This window comes from Vreelandella sp. ssv, assembly GCF_059448525.1.
The window spans coordinates 3,311,504-3,335,617 of sequence record NZ_CM182545.1 but is presented as its reverse complement, the minus strand read 5'-3'; the positions used below and the strand labels follow the sequence as shown (position 1 = coordinate 3,335,617).

At 56.8% G+C, this 24,114-nt stretch carries 18 protein-coding genes and 2 tRNA genes; 13 read left to right on the top strand and 7 right to left on the bottom strand.

All coding sequences use genetic code 11. The features are described 5' to 3' along the window. Positions 1–127 precede the first annotated feature (127 nt). The 3 genes from AC5TBW_RS15130 to AC5TBW_RS15120 all read right to left on the bottom strand — a co-directional run bounded on the left by AC5TBW_RS15130 (position 128) and on the right by AC5TBW_RS15120 (position 4,934). Positions 128–862 carry an SPOR domain-containing protein gene (locus AC5TBW_RS15130; RefSeq protein WP_495509356.1) on the bottom strand — a complete coding sequence of 245 codons (735 nt, stop codon included), beginning with the start codon at positions 860–862 and terminating at the stop codon, positions 128–130. Between the two features lie 3 nt (positions 863–865). Further along, on the bottom strand, positions 866–2,551 hold the full coding sequence (gene argS, locus AC5TBW_RS15125; protein WP_495509355.1) for an arginine--tRNA ligase: 1,686 nt from the start codon (positions 2,549–2,551) through the stop codon (positions 866–868). 136 nt (positions 2,552–2,687) lie between these two features. Continuing rightward, positions 2,688–4,934, bottom strand: a complete 2,247-nt coding sequence (locus AC5TBW_RS15120; RefSeq protein WP_495509354.1) for a primosomal protein N' — start codon at positions 4,932–4,934, stop codon at positions 2,688–2,690. Between the two features lie 159 nt (positions 4,935–5,093). Here AC5TBW_RS15120 and rpmE point away from each other — a divergent pair, with 159 nt between their 5' ends. Next, positions 5,094–5,309: a 50S ribosomal protein L31 gene (gene rpmE / locus AC5TBW_RS15115; RefSeq protein ID WP_071694190.1), complete on the top strand. Its 216-nt coding sequence runs from the start codon at positions 5,094–5,096 to the stop codon at positions 5,307–5,309. Between the two features lie 328 nt (positions 5,310–5,637). Continuing rightward, positions 5,638–6,909: a malic enzyme-like NAD(P)-binding protein gene (locus AC5TBW_RS15110; protein WP_495509353.1), complete on the top strand. Its 1,272-nt coding sequence runs from the start codon at positions 5,638–5,640 to the stop codon at positions 6,907–6,909. 74 nt (positions 6,910–6,983) lie between these two features. On the opposite strand, the gene AC5TBW_RS15105 is transcribed toward AC5TBW_RS15110, so the two are convergent. Next, the gene (locus tag AC5TBW_RS15105; protein WP_495509352.1) at positions 6,984–7,802 is read right to left on the bottom strand and encodes an acyl-CoA thioesterase; all 819 of its coding nucleotides are present in this window, start codon (positions 7,800–7,802) and stop codon (positions 6,984–6,986) included. Between the two features lie 114 nt (positions 7,803–7,916). On the opposite strand from AC5TBW_RS15105, the gene tadA reads away from it, so the two are divergent. Further along, complete coding sequence (gene tadA, locus AC5TBW_RS15100; protein ID WP_495509351.1) at positions 7,917–8,384, top strand: tRNA adenosine(34) deaminase TadA; 468 nt, start codon at positions 7,917–7,919, stop codon at positions 8,382–8,384. Positions 8,385–8,438: 54 nt separating this feature from the next. Here tadA and mltF read toward each other — a convergent pair whose 3' ends face one another. Next, entirely contained in the window at positions 8,439–9,902 is a 1,464-nt protein-coding gene (gene mltF, locus AC5TBW_RS15095) for a membrane-bound lytic murein transglycosylase MltF (RefSeq protein WP_495509350.1), read from the bottom strand. Positions 9,903–10,086: 184 nt separating this feature from the next. Here mltF and purL point away from each other — a divergent pair, with 184 nt between their 5' ends. From purL to nadA, 8 genes are all read left to right on the top strand, one after another. Further along, positions 10,087–14,049, top strand: a complete 3,963-nt coding sequence (purL, locus tag AC5TBW_RS15090) for a phosphoribosylformylglycinamidine synthase (protein WP_495509349.1) — start codon at positions 10,087–10,089, stop codon at positions 14,047–14,049. Between the two features lie 25 nt (positions 14,050–14,074). After that, positions 14,075–15,883 carry a DNA repair helicase RadD gene (gene radD, locus AC5TBW_RS15085; protein WP_495509348.1) on the top strand — a complete coding sequence of 603 codons (1,809 nt, stop codon included), beginning with the start codon at positions 14,075–14,077 and terminating at the stop codon, positions 15,881–15,883. A 101-nt stretch (positions 15,884–15,984) separates the two neighbouring features. Beyond that, positions 15,985–16,932: a segregation and condensation protein A gene (locus tag AC5TBW_RS15080; protein ID WP_495509347.1), complete on the top strand. Its 948-nt coding sequence runs from the start codon at positions 15,985–15,987 to the stop codon at positions 16,930–16,932. Beyond that, the gene (gene scpB, locus AC5TBW_RS15075; RefSeq protein ID WP_495509346.1) at positions 16,929–17,768 is read left to right on the top strand and encodes an SMC-Scp complex subunit ScpB; all 840 of its coding nucleotides are present in this window, start codon (positions 16,929–16,931) and stop codon (positions 17,766–17,768) included. Before AC5TBW_RS15080 ends, scpB begins: the two co-directional genes overlap by 4 nt. Continuing rightward, on the top strand, positions 17,755–18,630 hold the full coding sequence (gene rluB, locus AC5TBW_RS15070) for a 23S rRNA pseudouridine(2605) synthase RluB (protein ID WP_495509345.1): 876 nt from the start codon (positions 17,755–17,757) through the stop codon (positions 18,628–18,630). The genes scpB and rluB overlap by 14 nt, the downstream gene beginning before the upstream one ends. Before the next feature lie 222 nt (positions 18,631–18,852). Continuing rightward, positions 18,853–18,928 (top strand) — tRNA-Lys (locus AC5TBW_RS15065). A gap of 95 nt (positions 18,929–19,023) precedes the next feature. After that, positions 19,024–19,099: transfer RNA gene (locus tag AC5TBW_RS15060), tRNA-Lys, on the top strand. 284 nt (positions 19,100–19,383) lie between these two features. Further along, positions 19,384–20,412 (top strand): quinolinate synthase NadA, encoded by a 1,029-nt coding sequence (gene nadA, locus AC5TBW_RS15055; protein WP_495509344.1) that lies wholly within the window; start codon positions 19,384–19,386, stop codon positions 20,410–20,412. Between the two features lie 114 nt (positions 20,413–20,526). On the opposite strand, the gene AC5TBW_RS15050 is transcribed toward nadA, so the two are convergent. Then, positions 20,527–21,990 (bottom strand): M48 family metalloprotease, encoded by a 1,464-nt coding sequence (locus AC5TBW_RS15050; RefSeq protein ID WP_495509343.1) that lies wholly within the window; start codon positions 21,988–21,990, stop codon positions 20,527–20,529. 158 nt (positions 21,991–22,148) lie between these two features. Here AC5TBW_RS15050 and AC5TBW_RS15045 point away from each other — a divergent pair, with 158 nt between their 5' ends. Then, a complete protein-coding gene (locus AC5TBW_RS15045) occupies positions 22,149–22,412 on the top strand; it encodes a sulfurtransferase TusA family protein (protein ID WP_495509342.1) in 264 nt (87 codons plus the stop codon). Next, positions 22,409–23,515 (top strand): AI-2E family transporter, encoded by a 1,107-nt coding sequence (locus AC5TBW_RS15040; protein ID WP_495509341.1) that lies wholly within the window; start codon positions 22,409–22,411, stop codon positions 23,513–23,515. Before AC5TBW_RS15045 ends, AC5TBW_RS15040 begins: the two co-directional genes overlap by 4 nt. Positions 23,516–23,563: 48 nt before the next feature. On the opposite strand, the gene AC5TBW_RS15035 is transcribed toward AC5TBW_RS15040, so the two are convergent. Then, positions 23,564–24,040 carry a peroxiredoxin gene (locus tag AC5TBW_RS15035; protein WP_495509340.1) on the bottom strand — a complete coding sequence of 159 codons (477 nt, stop codon included), beginning with the start codon at positions 24,038–24,040 and terminating at the stop codon, positions 23,564–23,566. Between the last annotated feature and the right edge of the window lie 74 nt (positions 24,041–24,114).

Sequence of the window (24,114 nt, the reverse complement as noted above, 5' to 3'; positions counted from 1 at the left end):
GATGACTGGCAGGTCACTTACTCGTTAGCAAATTGCTCCTGAAAGCGACCATTGTGTAAGCGTTCACAACAAAATGCGGGCGGCTGATAAAAAATCAACCGCCCGCAGGGTATTCCAGATGGGATTATTAGTTTTGCAGTTGGATAAGCAGCGGCTCGATACCCTGGGTATTCATTAAATCCTGAGCACGGTTCAACTCCCGGGTATCCTCGTAAGGCCCCACTTGAACGCGGTGCCAGGTATTGCCATCCGCCTGCACTTCGCTGATTTCCGCTAGTAGGCTTAAGTTGCGCAATCGGCCACGCAGCTGTTCGGCGTCACTTGCTTCACGAAATGAGGCGGCCTGAAGCATATAGCGGCCTGGGCTATTGGTGGCGGCTTCATTCTCACGGGCCGCCGAGACCTGATCCTCAGGTCGAGTATTGGCGGCAATGACCTGGGCGATGGGGTCGTCGCTGGCTGCGCCAGAGGGGGTATCGCTCTCGGCCGCTTGCTCGGGAACCTCCGGGCGCACAACGCTTGACGGCAGCGTGACGCCAGGGGCAATGACCTCGGTTTCCGGCAGCAGAGTATAAAACTCAAACGTCGGCATCGACGGCTCGGCGGCCGCTTCGGTTTCACGAGCCGCAGCGCGTTCCTCACTGCCGGCGGGCTTGGGCAGCACCGTGGCCTGAGGTGCTTCGCTTTGCTCTTGCCAGGGGGCGGTGCCGTGCTGGTGCTGAGCCAAGAAAAACCCTGCCGCCATGCCGGCAAGGCCCCATAGCCAACCAGGAAGGCGAAAGCCGCCACCGGAGCTGCGGGCTGATTTGCGCTGCGAAGTGGCTCCTCGGCGGGCGGCGGGCTTTTTACGCGGGCTAGCCATGGATTACATCTCCTCTGGGGCGCTAACCCCCATTAAATCAAGCCCATTGCGCAGTACTTGACGAGTGGCGAGACCTAGCGCCAGACGCGCGTTGCGCAAGGTGTCGTCGTCGACCATTACCTTGACGGCGTTGTAGCAAGTGTGAAAATCACCCGACAGGTCGAGCAGATATTGAGCCACTTGCTGCGGTTCACGGTTTCTTGCCGCAGTCTCAACCACTTCAGGGAAGCGCGCCAAGCGGTTAAGAACGGCCTTCTCCTGGTCACTGTCCAGCAGTGCTAGATTGGCCATCGCTAATGGGTGATCGAACGGCTGGTCGGCATCCTGGGTCTTGCGCAGCATGCTGCATACCCGGGCATGTGCGTATTGAATGTAATACACAGGGTTATCGTTCGACTGCGAGCGGGCCAGATCGATGTCAAAGGTGAGCTGAGAGTCAGCGCGGCGGGCAGCGAGGAAAAAGCGCGTGGCGTCGCGGCCGACTTCGTCAATCAGGTCGCGCACGGTGACATAGCTACCGGCGCGCTTGGAGAGTTTTACCTCAACCCCAGAGCGGGTGACCATGACCATCTGGTGGAGCACATAATCGGGCCAGCCTTTGGGAATGCCCATTTCCAGCGCCTGTAAACCAGCGCGCACGCGGGTGACGGTGGAGTGGTGATCGGCGCCCTGCTCGTTAATCACGGTTTTGAAGCCGCGCTGCCACTTGTCCAGATGGTAGGCCACATCGGGCAGAAAGTAGGTGTAGCCACCGTCCTGTTTGCGCATCACGCGGTCTTTGTCATCACCGAAATCGGTAGTGCGCAACCACATGGCACCATCTTCTTCATAGGTATGACCAGCGCTCACCAGCTTCTCAACGGTGGCATCCACCTTGCCATCTTCGTAGAGCGAGGACTCTAGGAAATAGACATCAAACTCTACGCCGAAAGCTTTTAAATCCAGGTCCTGTTCGCGACGCAGCCACGCCACAGCAAACTCTTGAATCGCGTTTAGGTCGTCAGGGTCGGTTTTGGCGGTGACTTCGCGGTCATCGGCGCTGACCGTTTTACCTGCCAGGTAGTCGTTGGCGACATCGGTAATGTATTCACCGCGATAGCCATCTTCGGGCCAGCTATCATCGTCAGGGCCTAAGCCTTTCACTCGCGCTTGTACCGAGCGCGCTAGGTTGACGATCTGGGCGCCAGCGTCGTTGTAGTAGAACTCGCGGGTGACATCAAAACCGGTGGCTTCGAGCAGGCGACATAGGCAGTCGCCAATCGCTGCGCCACGTCCGTGACCTACGTGCAGCGGACCGGTGGGGTTGGCGGAAACGAACTCGACCTGCACCTTCTCGCCTTTGCCCACCATGCTGCGGCCAAAGGTGTCGCCGCAGTCGAGTACCTGGGCAACGATTTGCGCCGCGGCATCGGCGGCCGCGAAAAAGTTAATGAAGCCGGGGCCCGCAATGTCAGTTTTTTGAATCGCGTCGCTCTCAGGGAGCGCGGCCACCAGCATACTGGCCAGTTCGCGTGGGTTTTTGCCGGCGGGTTTGGCCAGCATTAGCGCTAAATTGGTAGCGTAGTCGCCGTGGATTTTGTCTTTGGTGGGGTCGACTTTGATCGTGGGTTGAAGGTCGTTCGGCAGCACGCCTTGGTGCTTGAGCGCAGTAATCGCGCCTTCGAGCAGAGAAACTATGGTGTCTTTCATGTAGGTATCCGGGTGTCGTCGGTGGCGGCGTGTGCTAACGCGCACCTGTTAAGGCGCGTCAATAAAGTGGCTATTATCAGCAATTGAGCCGCAGTTTCAAAGCCACGTGATCCTAAGCCCCTATTTAGGAGATCGTTTAGGAGAGCGTTTGTGGATCGATATCTATCGACCAACGAACCTTGCGTGCCTCGCGATTCGCTTCCAACCACTGCACTAGCCAACTGACGGCAGGGTGAAGTTGGCTACGCTTATCGGCCGCCAGCATGACATGTAAATGGTAACGGTTTTGACGTCTTTCCATCGGTGCGGGCACCGGGCCCAGGCAGCGGGTCGCCACGCGGGACTCTTTGAGCCACTGGCGCAAGGCTTGGGCGGCCTGTTGCGCCATGGCCAAGGCGGCCTCCTCCTTGGGGCTTTCAATCCGAAGTAGCGCCATAAAGCAGAACGGGGGCAGTTGAGCGATACGCCGCTCTTCCAGCATGTTGCGTGCGAGCGCCCCGTAACCGTGCTCAGCCAGCTGGCCCAGGTGAGGATCATCGGGATGTAGCGTTTGCACCAGTACTCGGCCTGGGTGGGCGGCGCGCCCCGCTCGACCCGCCACTTGCTCAAGCAACTGAGCGCTGTGTTCCAGCGCGCGAAAATCAGCGGCGTACAGCCCGCCGTCGGCATTCACGACCACCACCAAGGTAACGTGGGGCAGGTGATGGCCCTTGGCGAGCATTTGGGTGCCGACTAATACGCACGGCTCACCGCGCTGAATCTCTTTCAGCACTTGCTCGAAACTATCCTTGCGCCGCGTGCTATCGCGGTCAATGCGGTAGATGGTGGTCTTTGGAAACAGGGTCTGTAGCGTCTCTTCCGTGCGTTCAGTGCCGCTACCCAAGGCTCGCAGGTCGCCGCTACCGCAATCGGGGCAGGCATCCGGCAGGGCGCGGCGGCTATCACAGTGGTGACAGGCCAGCAGGGCGGGCTGACGGTGCAGCGTCATGCGCGCATCACACTGGCCGCACTCGGCCATCCAGCCGCAGGCGTGGCAGGCAAGCGTTGGGGCAAAACCACGGCGATTGATGAAGATCAGTACCTGTTTACCCGCACTTAAGGTGCTTTTGATCGCCTTGATGGCGCCAGGCAGCAAGCCGCCCTGGCGGTGCTGGTGACGCAAGTCGATCAGTTCCAGTTTGGCGGGTGGGTGGCGGCTGGGGCGTTGGGTCAGGCGGAGATGGCGATAGGTGCCGCTAAGCGCCTGATGCAGGCTCTCTAAGGATGGCGTGGCACTGCCCATGAGCAGCGGGATTTTATGGTAGTGCGCGCGGGCAACCGCTAAATCGCGTGCGTGATAGCGTAAACCGTCGTGCTGCTTGTATGAGCCATCATGCTCCTCATCGACAATAATCGCGCCGGGGTTAGATAGCGGGGTGAAAATAGCCGAGCGGGTGCCGATGATAATCAGCGCCCGGCCGCTGGCGGCGGCTTCCCACACATCTAAGCGTTCAGGGTCTGTGAGGCCTGAATGCAGCGCTACCACAGGCACGCGAAAACGGCTTCTAAAGCGGGCGAGGGTTTGCGGCGTTAAGCCAATTTCCGGCACTAGTACCAGCGACTGCTTACCCTTGGCGGCCACGGCTTCAATCAGTTGGAGATAGACTTCGGTTTTTCCACTGCCGGTGACCCCTTCGAGCAAGCAGGGATGATAGCCCTCAAGCTTTTCATGTAACGCTGCCAGCGCCGTTGCCTGTTCCCGGTTGAGAGGGAGCGCCGGGACCGCGAGTAAGTTACCGCTTGGTGGTGAAGGGGCGGTAAGAATATGTTCTTGGCTAGTGGCCAAACCTTTCTTCTCCAGCGCTAATAGCTGGTCGCGGGCAAAGCCATGGGCGCTGACCGCACGATTGGGCAGCCCATGGGGGTGTTGGCGTAAAAGCGCATACAGCTCTGCTTGCTTGGGCGCTCGGCTGAGGGTTTCCTGCGCACCGTCACCCTGAGCAAGCCAGAGCGTTTGGGTGCGACCGGCCATCGGGTGCCCCTGGCGTAGTCGCGCGGGCATGGCGTGGTGAAGGGTGTCACCCAGGCTATGCTGATAGTAGCGGGCAGCAAAACGGCACAGCCAGAGCCAATCTTCGGGGAGCGGAGCGTCGTCCAGCGTCTCACTGACCGCTCGCAGCTGGCTGCGTGGCAGGTCGCTTTTGTCGGCAAGTTCTACTACCACGCCGACGACTTCTCGCCTTCCAAAGGGTACGCGCACCCTAAGTCCCGGCTGCCAGCCGCAGGCGGGCATCACGCTAGACGGCAAGTAGTCGAACAGTCGCCGCAGTGGGGAGGGCAGCGCTATTTTAAGTATTTGGTTAAGCACTTGAGACGGTGCCCGCGAAGAAACAGAATCAGGCAATTGGCCTCCGGCGTTAGTTTTGCTAGAATATGCGACCGCTCACTCTTAGCGATCTTATCGTAACGAAAGAGCGGCCAACCGGTTAGTAGTTTTTTCCAAACCCGTATGCGGTGCCTGGCACGAGATCAGGTGGCGGCATATAGCTTCGTGAGGCTCGAGATGAGACAAGGTATCCACCCGAATTACAACACGGTCACCGCCAACTGTTCTTGCGGTGCCACTTTCCAGGTAGGTTCGACATCAGGTCAGGACTTCTCACTGGATGTGTGCTCCAACTGCCACCCGTTCTACACTGGTAAGCAGAAGCAAGCGACCACTGGTGGCCGCGTAGAGCGCTTCAACAAGCGTTTCGGCGCTGCTGTTAAGCGCGGCTAATCCGCACCGGATAGCCATATTGCAAACATCCCAAGTGTTTGTGCAAAAACCCACGCCACGGCGTGGGTTTTTTGTTGTTCAGTTAAAACTAACTAATAATTTTGTGGAAAAAATTTTCATAAATGCTGCGCTACAGCAATTTGCAAAGCATTACGGCCAAAGCAGTTTTTAATAATTTTCAGTAAAAATCATACGAAATGCGGCGAATGTGAAGGTAAAATTCAGTTAAACGAGCGTTTTGATATGAGTTGACGGCGCGCTTGAGGCGCATAGGTTTTTTCTATATTCTGAAACGACTTATCTATTTTATGTTAACTGGACTCTGACCATGACGGATGCAAATAAGCAGGCTGCTTTGGATTATCACGCGAAACCAATTCCCGGTAAGCTGTCGGTAGAGTTGACCAAGCCTACTGCAACCGCACGGGATTTAGCGCTGGCGTATAGCCCAGGCGTGGCTGAGCCAGTGCTTGAAATCGCCAGGGATGCGGAAAATGCCTACCGCTATACCGGCAAGGGTAATCTGGTCGCGGTTATTACTGACGGCAGCGCTATTCTTGGCTTAGGCAATCTGGGCCCACTGGCGAGTAAGCCAGTAATGGAAGGCAAGGGCGTGCTGTTTAAGTGCTTTGCTGGCATCAACTCGGTGGATATCGAAGTGGATGCGGAAAGCCCGCAGGCATTTATCGATACCGTTGCGCGCATTGCCGATACCTGGGGCGGCATCAACCTTGAAGATATTAAGGCGCCTGAGTGCTTTGAAATTGAAAAAGCGTTGATTGAGCGCTGCAGCATTCCGGTGTTTCATGATGACCAGCACGGCACCGCGATTGTCACGGCGGCAGGTATGCTCAATGCGCTGGAGATCGCTGGTAAGCGTATCGAAGACGTTAAGATTGTCTGCATGGGGGCAGGGGCGGCAGCCATTGCTTGCATGCGCCTGCTGGTCTCTTGTGGCGCCAGTAAAGAAAATTTGGTGATGCTTGACCGCCGGGGCGTTATTCACACGGATCGCGACGGTATTAACGAATACAAGGCCGAGTTCGCCCGCGATACCGAAATGCGCACCTTGGATGATGCCATCGACAACGCTGACGTATTCATCGGCCTTTCCGGCCCAGGCCTACTCTCTGCTGAACAAGTAAAGAAAATGGCACCAGATCCGGTGATCTTTGCCTGCACCAATCCGGATCCGGAAATTCATCCTGACGTTGCCCGCGAAGCGCGCCCCGATGTGATCATGGCCACTGGCCGTTCGGACTTCCCGAATCAGGTTAACAATGTGCTGGGCTTCCCGTTTATCTTCCGGGGCGCTTTGGATGTGCGTGCCACGCGCATTAATGAAGAGATGAAACTGGCGGCCGTGCACGCGCTGAAAGACCTGGCCCGTGAACCGGTGCCCCAGGAAGTGCTGAACGCCTACGAGCGTACCGAGATGAGCTTTGGTCGTGAGTATATTATTCCCACGCCTGTCGATATCCGCCTGTTGGCGAGGGTCACCTCGGCGGTTGCGCAAGCCGCGGTTGATTCTGGCGTAGCGCGCAAACCGTTTCCTGCGCACTATCCACTAACGTCCATCAACGACGTTTACGGCGGCTAAACCACTCGCTGCGTCCAGGCCATTACTTACGCCCGCTGCTTAGCGGGCGTAAGTGTTTTTAGAGCCTGTCTATTTTAGTCTTGTGAATAACGCGTTAGCCCTTCTTGAGCGGTAGAAGCCACTAATCGACCATCGCGGCTATAGATATGCCCCCGCGCCAGACCGCGAGCGCCGCCTGCCCAAGGTGAGTCGATAACGTAAAGCAGCCAGTCGTCTAGGCGCGTATCTTGATGCAGCCATAAAGCGTGGTCTAGGCTGGCGATGCGCAGCTTGGGGTCGCGGTATTCAATGCTGTGAGGAATCAGACTGGTGGTCAGTAAATTGAAATCAGAGGCGTACGAGAGCAGGTGGCGGTGCAGGGCCGGGTTGTCTGGCAGAGTCCCTGAAAGGCGAAACCATAAGCATTGTCCCGCAGGCGTGCCGCTGTCGGGGTTGCCAGTCATGTGCAGAAACTCTATGGGGTGGCCAGGAAAGCGGTCATGCTTGGCATCGCCGCTTTCGATTAACGCTTCCGGTGCAGGCACGTCTGGCATGGCGCGCTGGTGGCTAAAGCTTGCCTCTTCGCTCTGAAAAGAGGCGCTGCAGAAAAAGATCGGGCGCCCTTTTTGAATGGCGGTGACGCGGCGGGTGGTAAAGCTGCCGCCATCGCGAATGGTATCTACCTGATAGACAACGGGGCGATGGGGGTCGCCAGGGCGCAGGAAGTAGCCGTGTTGAGAGTGCGGGCGACGCTCGTCTGGCACGGTGCGTGCGGCGGCGGCTAGCGCCTGCCCTAGCACTTGGCCGCCGTAGAGCTGAGGAAAGCCTAGATCCTGGCTCTGGCCTCGAAAAAGCGTCTCTTCCAGCGTTTCCAGCTCCAGTAACGCTACCAGTTTATTTAGCGCGTCTGTCATTCTCGGTATCCTTGCGGCTGTCTCTATCGAATGCTGTCGGTGAAAGCGAGCTGCCACGGCGGCGGGCACCCCCTTTCATACGATCGTTTAGCTACCTTAGCGGAGTTTACGTTTATGCGCAGCGATGAATTTTACATGCACCGGGCGCTTGACCAAGCCCATCTGGCCGCGGCCGCAGGTGAGGTGCCCGTAGGAGCGGTGGTTGTTGATGCGCAGGGGGAGATAATTGGTGTCGGTTGCAACGCGCCAGTGGCCAGCTGCGACCCCAGCGGCCACGCGGAAGTGCGTGCCCTACGTGAGGCGGGCAGGCACCAGGGCAACTACCGCCTTGAGGGCTGTACGCTATTTGTCACCCTGGAGCCCTGCATGATGTGTGCGGGCACGATGATTCATGCTCGCTTAGCCCGCCTGGTTTATGGTGCCGCGGAACCCCGTGCTGGCATGGTGGAATCAAAAGCGAACCTGCTGTCACAGCCGTGGTTTAACCATCAGATCGCAGTGACCGGTGGCGTGTTAGCTGTAGCCTCGCAAAAACTGCTGAAGGGGTTTTTTGCCGTTCGGCGCGCGCAGCCAAGCGAGTAGTGACCCGCCGGCGGGTCACGAGCCAGTGAAGTGGGCAAGCAACTGGGGTGGTCTTTAATTAAGCGGCGGCACCAGGTCAAAGAGTAGTAGCGGATCATCGTTGACAGCCGTTTGTTCTAGTTGAAAAAACTGCTGTCGGCTGCGCTCTACGTACTCGATCATTTCGTAATAGCGGCGAATATTGCGCACGTAAATAACCGGCTCGCCGCCGCGGGCATAGCCGTGACGCGTTTGACTATGCCATTCGCGTTGTTGCAACAGCGGTAGGGCCGCGCGCACATCTTCCCAACTGTCGGGATTGCCGCCGCGCATTTCCGCAACCTTGCGGGCGTCGTATAAATGGCCCAGACCCACGTTGTAGGCCGCCATGGCCATAAACAGGCGATCATCACCGGTAATACTTTCCGGTAAGCGGTCTTTAATGCTGCGCAAATAGCGGGCCCCGCCATCAATGCTCTGTGCGGGGTCGGTACGGTCAGTAATGCCCATTTCACCCGCCGTGGGGTTGGTCAGCATCATCAAGCCTCGCACGCCTGTCGGTGAGACAGCGTCCGGGTCCCAGTGAGACTCTTGATACCCCACCGCCGCCAGTAACTTCCAGTCAAACTCTGTTTCGCGGGCGGACTGCTGGAACAGTTCCGTGTAACGGGGCAAGCGTGCATCTAAGTGATCGAGAAAGGTGCGGGTACCGACATACTCTAAATAGTCGTCATGGCCAAAGTAGCGGCTCACGAGCCGATCAAGGGTGCCGCTTTCTTGTAGGTCTTGCAGGAAGCGATTAGCGGCTTCCAGCAACCCCAAGCCGCGACCACTGGGCACGGCCCATACCATGGAGAGCGGGTCGCCGAGTATAAAGCCACGCTCAACATTGGGGAAAAACAGCCGGTTTAAACGGAACTGATGCTCGAAAATGACCGCCGCGTCCAGCGTGCCGTTCTCAACCCGAGCAAGCAGTTCAGCGACTTCAAGCTCGTGAGACTCCTTCCAGCTCAAGGTCGGATGACGGCGTTGAAGGTCGCGCAGCGCTTGATCAGTACCGGCTTCGCTTAGGGTGCCAAGCTCTAAACCGACAAGGTCACTTGGCTCTTTAATGCCATTGAGGCCGCGGCGGTAAACTACCAGCGGCTGCATTTGAATGATTGGGCGAGTGTAGTGGATGCCGGGGCTGTCGGGCAGCAGTGGCAGCGCTGCTGCGCCTAGGTCGCCTTTATCACGCACCGCAGGCAGAACACTTTCTGGGTGGTGGCTGGCGTCAAGGTTAAGGCTCACTCCCAGGTAGTCAGCAAAACGGTGCATTAGCTCATACTCAAAGCCGGTAGGGCCTTGGCGCCCTTCGTAATAGGTCGTGGGAGTGTTGCGGGTGTGAACGGTAATAAAGTCTTTTGCGCTGATATGCGTCAGATGCTCGCCTGGGGGGACGAGGGAAAGAGTCGGTACCATGGCTAAAAGCGTAATAGCGATTAACGCATAATAAGCGCTGGCACGGGCTATAAAGTGTCGGCAAATCAACGTCAGCATAGCGTCTTGTCGGCATGAAACAATCTGCCACGATACCCAGCCAGAGGATGGCTGTCACCTTGTTGATTTCGTCTGGTGGCTGGTTTCCAGTATCATAGGGGTTTTTCGGTATCATAAAAGCACGGCCGCACAGCGGCCCGGTGATTTCCCTGCTCGAATTTCCCTGCTCTAGAGGCTTCAGGATATGCTCGAACTGCGAGGCGCGCCCGCCCTTTCTGCCTTCCGTCATGCTCGGCTGTTAACGGTGCTGCGTGAACGTGTGCCCGAGGTGGAAGCGCTGTCTGCCCACTATGTTCATTTCATCGACCTTAGCACTCATAACCAAAGCGAGACGCTGGACGATACCGCCCGCGAGCGTTTGGTGCAGTTACTTGACTATGGGACGGGCGATGGCACTCAAACAAGCGTAGAGCTTCCGGAGAGCGCCCAGCGTTTTTTAGTGGTGCCGCGTTTGGGTACCCAGTCCCCCTGGTCGTCTAAAGCGACCGATATCGCCCACAACTGCGGATTGCGCCAGATTAGCCGTATCGAGCGTGGGATTGATTATCGGGTCAGCTTCACCGCCGCGCCGGATGAAGAGAGCATGGGCGCGCTGGCGGCGCTGCTGCATGATCGCATGACGGAAACCGTGCTGGCAGATGCCTCGGATGCCGCTAAGCTGTTTGCCCAACACGATCCGGCGCCGCTGGGCAGTGTGGATATTTTAGAAGGGGGCCGGGAAGCCTTAGCCACCGCCAATCAAGCACTAGGGCTGGCGCTGGCAGAAGACGAAATCGACTATCTTGTCGACGCCTTCAATGAGTTGGGGCGTAACCCCAGCGACGTTGAGCTAATGATGTTTGCCCAGGCTAACTCCGAGCACTGTCGTCATAAAATCTTCAACGCCGACTGGGTGATCGATGGCGAGCCGCAAAGCCACTCGCTGTTTAAGATGATCAAAAATACCTTTGCGTCGTCGCCGGACAATGTGCTCTCGGCCTACAGCGACAACGCCGCCGTGATTAAGGGCAGCCAAGCGGGCCGTTTCTTTGCTACGCCGCTAACAGGGGCCGATGACGAGCGCGCTCTTTACGCCACTCATCAGGAGCCCGTGCATATCCTGATGAAAGTAGAAACCCATAATCACCCCACCGCGATTGCCCCTTTCCCCGGCGCGGCAACCGGCTCGGGCGGTGAAATTCGCGATGAGGGTGCGACGGGCATCGGTGGCAAACCCAAAGCGGGCCTTTCGGGCTATACCGTCTCTAACCTGCGCATTCCTGAGTTCGTACAGCCCTGGGAAGCGTTTGATTACGGCAAGCCCGAGCGCATGGAGTCGGCGCTGAACATAATGCTTGAAGGCCCGATTGGCGGCGCGGCGTTTAACAATGAGTTTGGTCGCCCTAACTTAACCGGCTACTTCCGCACCTACGAGCAGGAGTCGCTGAACGACGGTGGTATCGAGCGCCGCGGCTTTCATAAGCCGATCATGCTCGCCGGTGGTTATGGCAATATTCGTGCCCACCACGTTCAAAAGGGCGATATCCCCGTTGGCGGCAAGCTGATCGTGATGGGCGGCCCGGCGATGCTGATTGGCTTGGGCGGCGGCGCTGCGTCAAGCATGGCGTCCGGTACCTCCAGCGCCGATCTGGATTTCGCCTCGGTTCAGCGTGAAAACCCCGAAATCGAACGTCGCGCCCAGGAAGTTATTGACCGTTGCTGGGCAATGGGCGACCACAACCCCATTCGCTTTATTCACGATGTGGGCGCAGGCGGGCTTTCCAACGCGCTGCCCGAGCTGGTGAAAGACGGCAACCGTGGCGGCCGCTTTGATCTGCGCGCGGTGCCGAATGCCGAGCCGGGCATGAGTCCGCTGGAGATCTGGTGCAACGAAGCTCAGGAGCGCTACGTGCTTGCCGTCGCGCCTGAAGACTTGGACACCTTTGACGCACTATGTAAACGTGAACGCTGCCCCTACGCGGTGGTGGGTGAAGCGTTGGAAGCGCATCACCTTGAAGTCCGTGACGGCCACTTTGACAGTAAGCCTGTCGATTTACCGATGAGCGTGCTGTTCGGCAAAGCGCCCAAAATGCAGCGCGAGTTTGAGCGTCACGACCCTGCGCTTTCCGGCATGATGCTCGATAATCTCGATCTGCGCGAAGCGTTGGATCGCGTACTACGGCTTCCTACCGTGGCCTCCAAAAACTTCCTGATCACCATTGGTGACCGCTCGATTACCGGCCAAGTGGCTCGCGATCAAATGGTGGGCCCCTGGCAGGTGCCGGTGGCCGACGTCGCCGTGACAACCGCCAGCTTTGACACCCACGCCGGTGAAGCGATGGCGATGGGCGAGCGTCCGCCGGTCGCCTTGATCAACCCCGCCGCCAGCGCCCGTCTGGCCGTGGCCGAAGCGATTACAAATCTGGCAGCGGCACCGATTGCTAAACTGAGCGATATCAAACTTTCCGCTAACTGGATGAGCGCTGCTGATCACCCCGGTGAAAATCAGGCACTGTACGATGCGGTTTACGCCGTGGGCATGGAAATGTGCCCGGCATTAGGCATTGCGATTCCGGTTGGCAAAGACTCCATGTCGATGCGCACCGCCTGGGTCGATGAGAATGACCAAGGTGAAAGTGAAGACAAGAGCGTAACGTCACCGCTGTCTTTGGTCGTTACCGGCTTTGCACCCGTTACCAATGCGTTGGCGACGCTAACGCCGCAGATCAACTTGGATCAAGACGAATCGGATCTGATTCTGATTGATCTCGGTAACGGCCAAAATCGTTTGGGCGGCTCTGCACTTGCGCAGGTCTACGGCCAAGTGGGTAACGACTGTCCCGATGTGGATGACCCAGAAGATATTAAAGCCTTTTTCGAAGTGATTCAGGGGCTTAATCGAGACGGTATACTGCTGGCTTACCATGATCGCAGCGATGGTGGTTTGCTGGTGACGCTGCTGGAAATGGCCTTTGCCGCTCACGCCGGGCTTGAGATCAAGCTCGACTGGATGGTCGATGAGCCGGTAGAAGCGCTTAATGCCCTGTTCTCCGAAGAGCTAGGCGCGGTTATCCAGGTCAATCGTCAACACACTGAAGAAGTGCTGGCGCAGTTTGCCGTTGCCGGTATCGAAACGTGTGGCGTTATCGCTCGCCCCCGTTACGACGACCAGGTACGCGTTACGCTGTTTGAAGAGCCGCTGCTAGAAACCACTCGTCTGCTCACCCAGCGCACCTGGGCTGAAACCAGTTACCGCATGCAGGCACTGAGGGATAATCCTGAGTGCGCCAAGAATGAGTTCGATAATCTGCTCGATAGTCGTGATCCAGGGCTCTCCGCTACGCCCACCTTTGATATCAACGACGACATAAGCGCACCGTTTGTTAATACCGCCAAACCTGCCATGGCCGTGCTGCGCGAGCAGGGCGTCAATGGCCAGGTAGAGATGGCCTGGGCCTTCGATAAAGCCGGGTTTGAAGCAGTCGACGTGCACATGAGTGACATCCTTGAAGGGCGCGTCTCGCTGGATGAGTTTAAAGGGCTTGTCGCCTGTGGCGGCTTCTCTTACGGTGACGTGCTTGGCGCCGGGGGCGGCTGGGCAAAATCAGTGCTGTTTAACGAGCGCGCCCAGGAGCAGTTTGCGGCGTTCTTCGCCCGAGAAGATAGCTTCTCATTGGGTGTCTGCAACGGCTGCCAGATGTTGTCGCAGTTGAAGTCGTTAATTCCTGGCGCTGAAAATTGGCCGACCTTTGTGCGCAATGAGTCTGAGCAGTTTGAAGCGCGGGTCTCCATGGTGCGGGTTGAGAAGAGTCCTTCGATTCTGCTTGCCGGTATGGAAGGCTCCAAGCTGCCCATTGCGGTTGCTCATGGCGAGGGGCAGGCGGCGTTCCGTGACAGCGCTCATCTGCGTAGCATGCAGTCGAGCAGCCAAATTGCCATGCGCTATATCGACAACTACGGTCAAGCCACGACCCGTTATCCGGCGAACCCTAACGGCTCTCCCTCGGGGATTACTGGCCTGACCACACCCGATGGTCGAGTGACTATCATGATGCCGCACCCTGAGCGCGTGGCTCGGGCGGTCACCAACTCTTGGCGCCCGGCGGAGTGGACCGAAGATGGTGCCTGGTTGCGTTTGTTCCGTAATGCCCGCGTTTGGTTAGGTTAACGAAGATATCGAACATAGGTGATAGATGACGCAACACCATAAGGCGGCCTCCGGGCCGCCTTTTGTCTCTAAGGTAACTATGCCGCAGCTGCGCCCCTACCAGCAGGAAGCGGTCAAGCGTGTGGTGAGTCATTTCCGCGCCTCTAGCGAGCCTGCGCTGGTGGTGCTGCCCACGGGCAGTGGTAAATCCCTGGTGATAGCTGAGCTAGCGCGCTTGGCTCGTGGGCGGGTATTGGTGCTAGCCCATGTGCGTGAGCTAGTGGAGCAGAACCATGCCAAGTACCAGGCTTATGGGCTTGAGGCCGACATTTTTAGCGCTGGCTTAAAGCGTAAAGAGGCGAATCGGCAAGTGGTGTTTGGCTCGGTGCAGTCGGTGGTGCGCAACTTAGAGCGCTTTAATGACGCAAGTTTTACCCTGCTGGTGATCGATGAGAGCCACCGCGTATCGCTTAACGAGGACGCAAGCTACCGCCAGGTGATTGAGCACCTACGACAGCATAATGCTCAGCTTAAAATACTCGGACTCACCGCTACGCCTTACCGCTTGGGGCAAGGATTTATCTACTATCGCCACCATCACGGTATGGTTCGCGGCAGTGAAGAGAGCTTTTTTCGCGACTGTGTCTTTGAGCAGCCGCTGCGGCTAATGGTGAAACAGGGCTATCTGGCGGCACCCAAACGCCTGGACATGGCGATTGAGGGCTATGATTTCTCTGCCCTCAAGCCCTCTTCAAACAGTTATTTCCAGGAGGAGGAGCTCAATCGCGTGGTGGCGGGTAGTCGGGCAACGCCAGGTATTATCGGACAAATCGTCGAACGCGCGGCTGATCGCCAGGGGGTGATGATTTTTGCCGCCACCGTGGCCCACGCTGAAGAAATTATCGGCTATTTACCCAGCGAAGAGGCTGCGTTAATCACCGGTGCCACACCTTCTCAAGAGCGCACGGCGCTGATCGATGCCTTCAAAGCGCGCGAGCTGAAATATCTGGTGAACGTCGCCGTGCTGACCACCGGTTTCGATGCTCCTCACGTGGATTTAATCGCCATTTTACGGCCTACCGAATCGGTGAGTCTCTATCAGCAGATGGTGGGCAGAGGGTTGCGATTGTCGCCGGGTAAGAGCGATTGTCTGATTCTGGATTACGCCGGGAACCCCTGGGATATCTACGCACCGGAAGTGGGCGAGCCAAAGCCTGATAGCGATAGCGAACCGGTGCAGGTCGAGTGCCCCGCCTGCGGTCATGCCAATCTTTACTGGGGTAAGCGAGATGGCGAGCTAGTGATTGAGCACTTTGGCCGCCGTTGTCAGGGGCTAATTGAAGATGATCAAGGAAAGCGCCATCAATGTGACTTCCGTTTCCGCTTTAAGGTGTGCGATGAGTGTGGCGCCGAGAATGATATTGCCGCCCGCCGCTGCCACGGCTGTGACAAGCTGTTAGTGGACGCAGATGATAAGCTCAAGGATGCCCTTAAGCTGAAAGACGCCAAGGTGTTGCGGGTAAGCGGTATGCAATTGGAGGCCACGACCAATGGTCGTGGCCTGCCGCGCCTAAAAGTCACCTATCATGACGAAGATGGCACCCATCTCTCCGAATGGTTCGCGCTAGAAACGTCTGCTCAACGGCGCGCCTTCTATGCCGCCTTTCTGCGTTATCACCTGCGTGCACCAGGAGGTAAATGGCAGCCGTTAAGCGCCGAAGAGGTCGTTGCTGAACAGCGCCGACTACGCCACCCTGATTTTGTCGTAGGCCGCAAAGTGGGGCGCCATTTTCAAATCCGAGACAAGCTGTTTGATTACGCTGGCCGCTACCGCAAAGCGGTAGAGGCGGGATAGCACGCTTGTGCTGACTTTTTTAATAGAGCGACGCGAATGCTGACGACTTTGCTAAACTGTTCGCTTGTGCCGATTTCCAATTCTCAAGAGAGCCGACCCGCGTGAGCGAGACGCCAAGCGCTACCGTTGATTTAGCCACGCCTGATTCCGAGCCCGCTGATCCAGTGGCGGTTTCGTTTGGGCGTCTGTTCAATGAGCAGATTACGCAAATGCCAGAGGATTTGTATATTCCTCCCGAGGCGCTGCGCGTCTTTCTGGAGACCTTTGAAGGTCCGCTGGATTTACTGCTCTACCTGATTCGGCGTCAGAACCTGGATATCCTGACCATCAATGTGGCCACTATCACCCACCAGTACATCGAATACGTGGAACTGATGAAGGCCATGGAGATTGAGTTGGCGGGTGAGTACCTGCTGATGGCCGCTATGCTGGCTGAGATCAAGTCGCGAACGTTGTTGCCGCGCCCCCCGAAAGCGGAGAGCGATGATGAGGAGGATCCTCGCGCAGAGCTTATCCGACGCCTGCAGGAGTACGAACGCCTCAAGGAGGCAGCCGAGACGCTGGATACGCTGCCGCGCATGGGGCGTGACTGGTTCAGCGTGCAGGCGGGTTTACCTCCACTGGAATCTCGTGTGATTCACCCTGAGGTGGAGTTGGATGAATTGCTCAGCGCGCTCTCCGATATCCTCAAACGCGCTGAGCTGGTGCAGGCGCACCAGATCAGCCGCGAGGTGCTCTCTACCCGCGAGCGTATGCTCAGGATTATGGAGCAGCTAAGTCACGATGGCGCTCATCAACGCTATACCCCCTTTGAAGCGCTGTTTACCTTGGAAGAAGGGCGGGCTGGCGTGGTAGTGACCTTTATGGCAATTCTAGAGCTGGCCAAAGAAGCCATGATTGAAATTGTTCAGAACGCACCGCTTTCGCCGATTCATGTGCGGGCGCGGCAGGCCGCCCTTGCTGACGAAGAGGGTGCGTTTGAGGAGCCTGAGAGTCAAGACGATGCCTATGGTGAGTCCGCCTTTGAACCCGATGAGGAAACGCCATGAGTAACGCCGCCAGCGCGTTAGATGACATTATTGAAGCAGCGCTCCTGGCCGCTGGTGAACCGTTGCCCCTTGAGCGCCTAGAAACGCTTTTTCTTGAAGGCGAGTGTCCGACTCGGAAGGAGTTTCGCGATGTCCTTGAGCGCTTGCAGCTGCGCCATTCGGCTGGGGCGCTAGAGTTATTGGAAACGATTTCAGGTTATCAGCTACGTATTCGCCCGCGTCTGTCGCAATGGGTGTCACGGCTATGGGACGAGCGCCCCCAGCGCTACTCACGGGCGCTGCTGGAAACGCTGGCGCTGATCGCCTATCGCCAGCCGGTGACCCGGGGTGATATTGAAGAAGTGCGTGGGGTCAGTGTGAGTAGCTCGATTATGCGCACCCTGGCGGAGCGTGGTTGGATTCGGGTAGTGGGCCATCGGGATGTGCCCGGGCGTCCAGCGGTATATGCCACCACGCGCAGCTTTTTAGACGATTTTGGGTTGAAAACGCTCGATGCGCTGCCGCCGATGCATACTCTGGCAAGCTGGGATGAGAGCGAAATACCTGAAGACACGGGGATGACGCAGGACGCTGACATTCAGGAAGAACATGGCGCCCGTTCAGACCACGAAGCACTAGACGAAACGATCAAAACGGTGCAGGATGCGCCACCCCAGAGAGAAGAGATAACGTCGGCTGAAATAGCCGATACGCACGCCGAGACGGCGTTAACCCAGCCGCTGAGCTTTGCTGATTTGCAAGCACGGCTAGCGGCACGTGCGCAGCGCGCGAACGAAGATGAGCGCGAGCGCACGCAGACTAACGATGTGAGGTCAGACGACCATGAGTCAGAGTAATAGCACCACGCCCCCTACCAGCGAAAAGCTGCAAAAAGTCTTGGCCCGTGCCGGTCTTGGCTCGCGGCGTGAGATGGAAACGGCGATTTCCGCCGGTCGCGTTAAAGTGAATAGCCAAGTCGCCAAGCTGGGCGATCGCGTTGAAGCGCGAGACAAGGTCAGTTTCGATGACCGCCCGGTATCGCTGCGCCCTGAAGAGGAAGTGCCGCGTCGAGTGATTATGTACAACAAACCGGAAGGCGAGTTGTGCACGCGCAAAGACCCGGAAGGTCGGCGCACCGTATTTGAACGCTTGCCGCGCTTGAAAGGCGAGCGCTGGATTGCGATTGGCCGCCTGGACATCAACACCAGCGGTTTGCTGCTGTTTACCACGGATGGTGAGTTAGCCAACCGCTTGATGCACCCCTCTACCCAGGTCGAGCGTGAATACGCCGTTCGCGTGATGGGTGAAGTGAAGCGTGAGCATATCCTGGCCATGGTCGATGGCGTTATGCTGGAAGATGGCCCGGCGCGTTTCACGGATGTGCAGGAGTTTGGTGGCGAAGGCATCAACACCTGGTTCCACGTGGTGATTTTAGAAGGTCGTAACCGCGAAGTGCGTCGTCTTTGGGAGTCTCAAGCTCTCACGGTTAGTCGCCTCAAACGTGTGCGCTACGGCAATATCTTCCTGGATAAGCGCGCAAAAGCCGGTGAGTGGGTCGAACTGAATCAGGATGAGGTGGACGATTTAGCGACGTTGGCTAACTTAGAAACCCGTAAAGTGCCTGCGTTGACCCCTGATGAGAAGAATCGTTGGAACCGCGATAAGCACAAGCGCAAGCCAGTTCAGGCAATGCGTAAACCGAAAAGCAAAGCTCGCTAAGCGCGTACTTGATAGGTCCGTTTCAAATGGAATACGGGGCATAGAACCGTCGATTAGTCGCTAAGTGGTAGGTAATGGGTAGGTAATGGGTAGGTAAATGAACGTGCCTGAAGCTGTTTATATCAGTAAAACAGGCACGTTCTGGGTTCGGTTCTACTATCCGAAGCTAAAAAACACTTGCTATCAAAGGGGTGTGAGCGTAGGATATGCATCCGTTCAGGCGGGTCGTTAGCTCAGTTGGTAGAGCAGTTGACTTTTAATCAATTGGTCGCAGGTTCGAATCCTGCACGACCCACCATCGAAGCCGTTGTTTTTTACGATATGTTTGAACAACAAGTGGCATCGGGTGGTAGTGAACGAAGATAGTGCATGATGATTTAGCAATGCAAATTTGGGTCGTTAGCTCAGTTGGTAGAGCAGTTGACTTTTAATCAATTGGTCGCAGGTTCGAATCCTGCACGACCCACCAAATTTAACGCCCTTGGCAGCCATGCTGCCAAGGGCGTTTTGCTATGCGTGTGATAAGCACTTTTGAGTCGGGCTCCCTACGTGACAATCTATTTGCAGTGGGCAGCTATTTCCCACCACAATGGTCTAGAATAGTTTTTAGACGACGGGTCACCGCGAGAGACGCAGCGGCCCGTCGCGCACGCGAGGGGCATAGGTGTAGAAGTGTCTGTGAAGCAGCACTTACCTGTGTCTCGACCCAGTGTTTAGCAGGGGGATTCCCTGTTCGTCACAGTGGTAGACACGATGACTATTATGACTACTCAAGCCGAGCTCCGTGCTCCGCTACCCGTTGCATATTGCCCGACCCGTATTCCGGCAGAAGATCTGGTGCGGGTCGAAGAAATTAAACGGCTATTGCAAGCCCATAACGCCGTTTTGGTAGCGCACTATTACACCGATGACGCGATCCAGCAGCTTGCCGAAGAAACCGGTGGGTGTGTCGCCGACTCGCTGGAGATGGCGCGCTTTGGGGCCCGCCATGACGCCACCACGCTGGTTGTCGCCGGTGTCCGTTTTATGGGCGAGACCGCCAAGATACTGTCGCCTGAAAAGCGCGTGCTCATGCCCACCCTAGAAGCAACCTGTTCGCTGGACATTGGCTGTCCTATCGAAGAGTTCAGCGCTTTCTGCGATGCCCATCCGGATCGCACCGTGGTGGTATATGCCAATACCTCTGCGGCGGTTAAAGCCCGGGCTGACTGGGTGGTGACCTCATCGATTGCGGTAGAGGTGGTTGAGCACCTGCAGGCCAAGGGCGAGAAAATTCTCTGGGCGCCCGATAAGCATTTGGGCGGCTATATTCAGAAGAAAACCGGTGCCGATATGTTGATGTGGGACGGCGCCTGTATCGTCCATGAAGAGTTCAAGGCCAAAGGCGTTGAAGACCTTAAGCGGATCTATCCCGATGCAGCGGTACTGGTGCATCCCGAGTCACCCGAACCGGTCGTCAGGCTGGCGGATGTAGCCGGCTCCACCTCACAGCTGATTAAAGCGGCAAAAGAGCTGCCCAACGATAAGCTGATCGTGGCAACTGACCGTGGCATCTTTTTCAAGATGCAACAGGCGGTGCCCCACAAAACCCTGTTTGAAGCGCCTACTGCGGGCAATGGCGCTACATGCCGCAGCTGTGCGCACTGCCCCTGGATGGCCATGAATGCGCTGGATAACCTGGCGGGTGCACTGCGCGAGGGGAGTGGTGAGATCCAGGTCGATGAGTCGATGCGTTTGAAGGCCTTGATGCCGCTGGAGCGGATGCTTAATTTCAACGCATAGCAACGCTGATAGGTATAGCAGCGCTGATTGATATAGCACGCCAGATTGAGATAGCGCCCATATTGGTTAAATCATCTTGATTAAGCCACGGGCGCTTTTTAATGTTTTAGACCATCAATTAAAATCTTCCAGCGCTTCCCGATACTCAATAAACGCCTCGCGGCGCTGCTCAATTCTTGCTACTACCTGCTGGTCATTTTCCCGCTCCGCAGCATCTCGAGCAATGGAGAGCTGGCGAATGCTGCGGTCTACCCGGCCCGTAAGCTGCAGATGTTCTGCCCGAGCCAAATGGCCCCAGCCATCATGCCCATTGCGCCCAGCGGCCTCGGCGAGCAGGTTAAACCCTTGTGGGTTTTCCGGGTGTTGAGACGTTATATCGCGCAGCAGATTATAAGCAGCCTCCGGATCGCGCTGTAGCTGTGCTTCAGCCAATATCAATTGAGCAGGCAGGTAGTTAGGCATAAAACGCAGCAACCGCTGGCTGCGCTGAATGGCCTCATTGTACTGGCCGGCCTCTAAGGCGACGCTCGCCGCAGAAGCGGGTAGCATGGCAAAGTCAGGCTGCTGGCTGGCCAGCTGATCCAGACGCTGTAAGGCGCTATCCGTTTGGCCGTTGCGGCCGGCGATCAAGGCATCAAGGTAACTTTGCGCGACTTCATCTGCGCCTTCTTGGGCAAGTCGTGCAGCCGCTTGCTGAGGAGTGTTGGCATAGATACTCAGCAGTGCGCGAGCGCGCATCATGTCGTAGAGGGTGTCGCTGGTATACGCATCGGCGACATTGAGCTGGGCAGCGCGGTCCTGAGCGGCACTTAAGCGACTATCGGTGACCGGGTGAGTGAGTAGGAACTCGGGTGGCGTATCGCCCTGCAGACGCGCCAGACGCTGCATGGCGGCGAACATGCGTACCATGGCCTCTGGGTCATAGCCTGCGTCAGCCATTGCCTGCAGGCCAATATTGTCGGCTTCCTGTTCGAATAAGCGCGAATAGCTGAGCTGGTCCTGTATCAGCGCTGCCTGGGAGCCCATGGCGGCCGCCATGCCCACGTCTCCGCCGCCACTGGCGGCAATGAGCATGCCCGCCAGCATTGCTGCCATGGCGGGCAGCTGGGTTTGCGCTGCTCGGGCGCTGCCCCTTGCATAGTGGCGTTGCGACAAGTGGCCCAGCTCATGGGCTATAACCGATACAAAAGCGCCTTCATCCTCGGCAAACGCGAAGAGTCCTGAGTTAATACCTACCACGCCACCTGGTACGGCAAAGGCGTTAAGCGATGGGTTGTCGACCATGACGGCGGTCGTCCGTAAGCCGTTAATCTGGCTATAGGGAGCAAGTCGGGCAATCAGGCTTTCCAGGTAATCACTAACAATGGGATCTTGCCACTGAGGTGCCTGGGCACGGAATTGACGCAGCCATGCTCGACCCAGGCGGTACTCTTCGTTGCTGGCAGAGGTAGAGGCTGCTCCCAGGCTAGGCAGGCCGTAATCGTTGATAGCGGCGCTTTGTGGGCTGAAAAGCAGGCTGCCGCAGGCGCAAGCGAACGCGCATATCCAGCCAGGGTAAGCGGTACGAAAGGTCGGCATGGCATCCTCATGAGTGGTGGTAAAGCGGAGTCGTCACAGTGTGACATTGATAAAGACGGGGAAGTGCCGTTAAATCGATGACCTAGTGAAATCAATCGCTAAAAAGACAGTTTATGCAACAATGCCGTGAATATGCAGATCATTTTGAGGGAGAGTGTATGTCTGAGCAAACCGGGGGCTTTCAACCCGACACGGTGCTTGACGCTCGTGGGCTGCATTGCCCGTTGCCATTGCTGAAAGCCAAGCAAGCATTGGCAGGCTTGGCAGCAGGCCAGTTGCTGGAAGTGCGTTCAACGGATGCGGGCTCGTGGCGAGATATGGCCTCGTTTACCGACCAGAGTGCGCATACGCTGGAAGGTCGTGAACAGCGTGATAATGTGTACGTGTACTGGATTCGTAAAGCTGCGGATGTGCACTCATGACCCTGCGCACGATTTTAAAAAGCTGGGTTGAGCGCTACTTCTCCGATGAGGAAGCGTTGATTTTGCTTGTGGTGTTAGTGGCGGGCTTCGCGGCGATTATCTGGTTTGGCCGTATGCTGGCGCCGTTTTTCACCGCGTTGGTGATCGCGTTTCTACTGCAAGGCGTGGTGAGTGCGCTTACCCGACGTGGGCTGCCGCATTTGCTGGCAGTTATTATGGTGTTTTTGGCGTTTATTAGTGTTCTGCTAACCCTTGCCTTTATTCTCATGCCGCTAATTTGGAATCAGCTGGTCGGACTGGTTCAAGAGACGCCGAGGATGTTTGCCAGTGGTCAGGGCTGGTTAGACGAGCTGCAGGCGCGCTACCCCAGCATTATTACGCCGGATCAGATGCAGAACTGGATAGGTGTGGCTAGCCGCGAAATAAGTCAGCTAGGGCAGCGCGCCTTAACGCTCTCCCTGGCATCGCTTGGCAATATCATGTCACTGATTATCTATCTGGTGCTGGTGCCGATATTGGTCTTCTTCATGCTCAAAGATCGCGCCGTATTGGTCGGCTTTATGCTGTCGCTACTCCCCCAGAAGCGCACGCTGTTATCGCGTATTTGGCGTGAGATGGATGATCAAATAGCCAACTATATCCGCGGCAAGTTCATTGAAATCATTATCGTGGGCACCGTAACCTTCTTTACCTTTGCCTTCTTTGGATTGCCCTATACCGCGCTGTTGGCCGTACTGGTAGGTTTTTCAGTGTTGGTGCCGTATATCGGAGCGGCAGTCGCAACGTTGCCGGTGGCCGCCGTCGCTGGTTTCCACTTCGGGCTTGGCGACGAGTTTGTGTATGTGATCGTAGCCTATGGGGTGATCCAGGCGCTGGATGGCAACGTATTGGCCCCGGTTTTATTCTCGGAAACCAACAATATCCACCCGGTTTCCATCATTGTGGCGGTGCTGTTCTTCGGCGGGATATGGGGGTTCTGGGGTATTTTCTTTGCCATACCCTTGGCAACGCTGCTCAAAGCGCTGATCTACGCCTGGCCCCGAAGTCTGCATGAGCGAGAGGAGAGTCGTGGCTTGCAAGCCCCGGCAAAAGAGTACGAGTAGCGCTAAAATACGGCCCACGCTGGGATTCTCAGCGCGGGCATAAACGGGTTAGCTTGTAGCGTTAAGCTGTTCAGTCGCGGCAAGTACTTCATCGACGTGATCCGTCACCTTAACGCCACGCCACTCTTTTGCCAGCTTGCCCTCTTTATCAATCAAGAAGGTGCTGCGTTCTATACCTAGATGCTCCTTGCCGTACATTTTCTTGAGTTTAATAACGCCAAAGAGCGTGCAGACGTTTTCGTCTTTATCCGAGATAAGCTCAAAATTGAAATCCTGTTTGGCTTTAAAGTTCTCCTGGGCCCGCAAGCCGTCGCGAGAGACGCCGAGGATGACAGTGTTCGCGGCATCGAAAGCGGGTTTGCGATCGCGGAAGTCGCCGCCTTCGGTGGTGCAGCCTGGCGTGCTGGCTTTGGGATAGAAGTAAATAACCACTTGTTTGCCGCGTAGCTCTGACAGCGTCACGGTGCTATCGCCGGTGGCAGTGGCGGAAAAATCAGCAACGAGTTGACCAATTTCAACAGACATGAGGCATCCTTTTGAGGGTGGGTGTTAATATTGTGAGTCACACGCACTAAAGCGAAAATTTGCCGTGCGTGAAG

Bases quoted from the DNA above. Each gene is read 5' to 3' on its own strand.
- AC5TBW_RS15130 (WP_495509356.1), bottom strand. From the start codon at position 862: ATGGCTAGCCCGCGTAAAAAGCCCGCCGCCCGCCGAGGAGCCACTTCG.
- argS (WP_495509355.1), bottom strand. From the start codon at position 2,551: ATGAAAGACACCATAGTTTCTCTGCTCGAAGGCGCGATTACTGCGCTC.
- rpmE (WP_071694190.1), top strand. From the start codon at position 5,094: ATGAGACAAGGTATCCACCCGAATTACAACACGGTCACCGCCAACTGT.
- AC5TBW_RS15110 (WP_495509353.1), top strand. From the start codon at position 5,638: ATGACGGATGCAAATAAGCAGGCTGCTTTGGATTATCACGCGAAACCA.
- AC5TBW_RS15105 (WP_495509352.1), bottom strand. From the start codon at position 7,802: ATGACAGACGCGCTAAATAAACTGGTAGCGTTACTGGAGCTGGAAACG.
- tadA (WP_495509351.1), top strand. From the start codon at position 7,917: ATGCGCAGCGATGAATTTTACATGCACCGGGCGCTTGACCAAGCCCAT.
- mltF (WP_495509350.1), bottom strand. From the start codon at position 9,902: ATGCTGACGTTGATTTGCCGACACTTTATAGCCCGTGCCAGCGCTTAT.
- purL (WP_495509349.1), top strand. From the start codon at position 10,087: ATGCTCGAACTGCGAGGCGCGCCCGCCCTTTCTGCCTTCCGTCATGCT.
- radD (WP_495509348.1), top strand. From the start codon at position 14,075: ATGACGCAACACCATAAGGCGGCCTCCGGGCCGCCTTTTGTCTCTAAG.
- scpB (WP_495509346.1), top strand. From the start codon at position 16,929: ATGAGTAACGCCGCCAGCGCGTTAGATGACATTATTGAAGCAGCGCTC.
- rluB (WP_495509345.1), top strand. From the start codon at position 17,755: ATGAGTCAGAGTAATAGCACCACGCCCCCTACCAGCGAAAAGCTGCAA.
- nadA (WP_495509344.1), top strand. From the start codon at position 19,384: ATGACTATTATGACTACTCAAGCCGAGCTCCGTGCTCCGCTACCCGTT.
- AC5TBW_RS15050 (WP_495509343.1), bottom strand. From the start codon at position 21,990: ATGCCGACCTTTCGTACCGCTTACCCTGGCTGGATATGCGCGTTCGCT.
- AC5TBW_RS15045 (WP_495509342.1), top strand. From the start codon at position 22,149: ATGTCTGAGCAAACCGGGGGCTTTCAACCCGACACGGTGCTTGACGCT.
- AC5TBW_RS15040 (WP_495509341.1), top strand. From the start codon at position 22,409: ATGACCCTGCGCACGATTTTAAAAAGCTGGGTTGAGCGCTACTTCTCC.
- AC5TBW_RS15035 (WP_495509340.1), bottom strand. From the start codon at position 24,040: ATGTCTGTTGAAATTGGTCAACTCGTTGCTGATTTTTCCGCCACTGCC.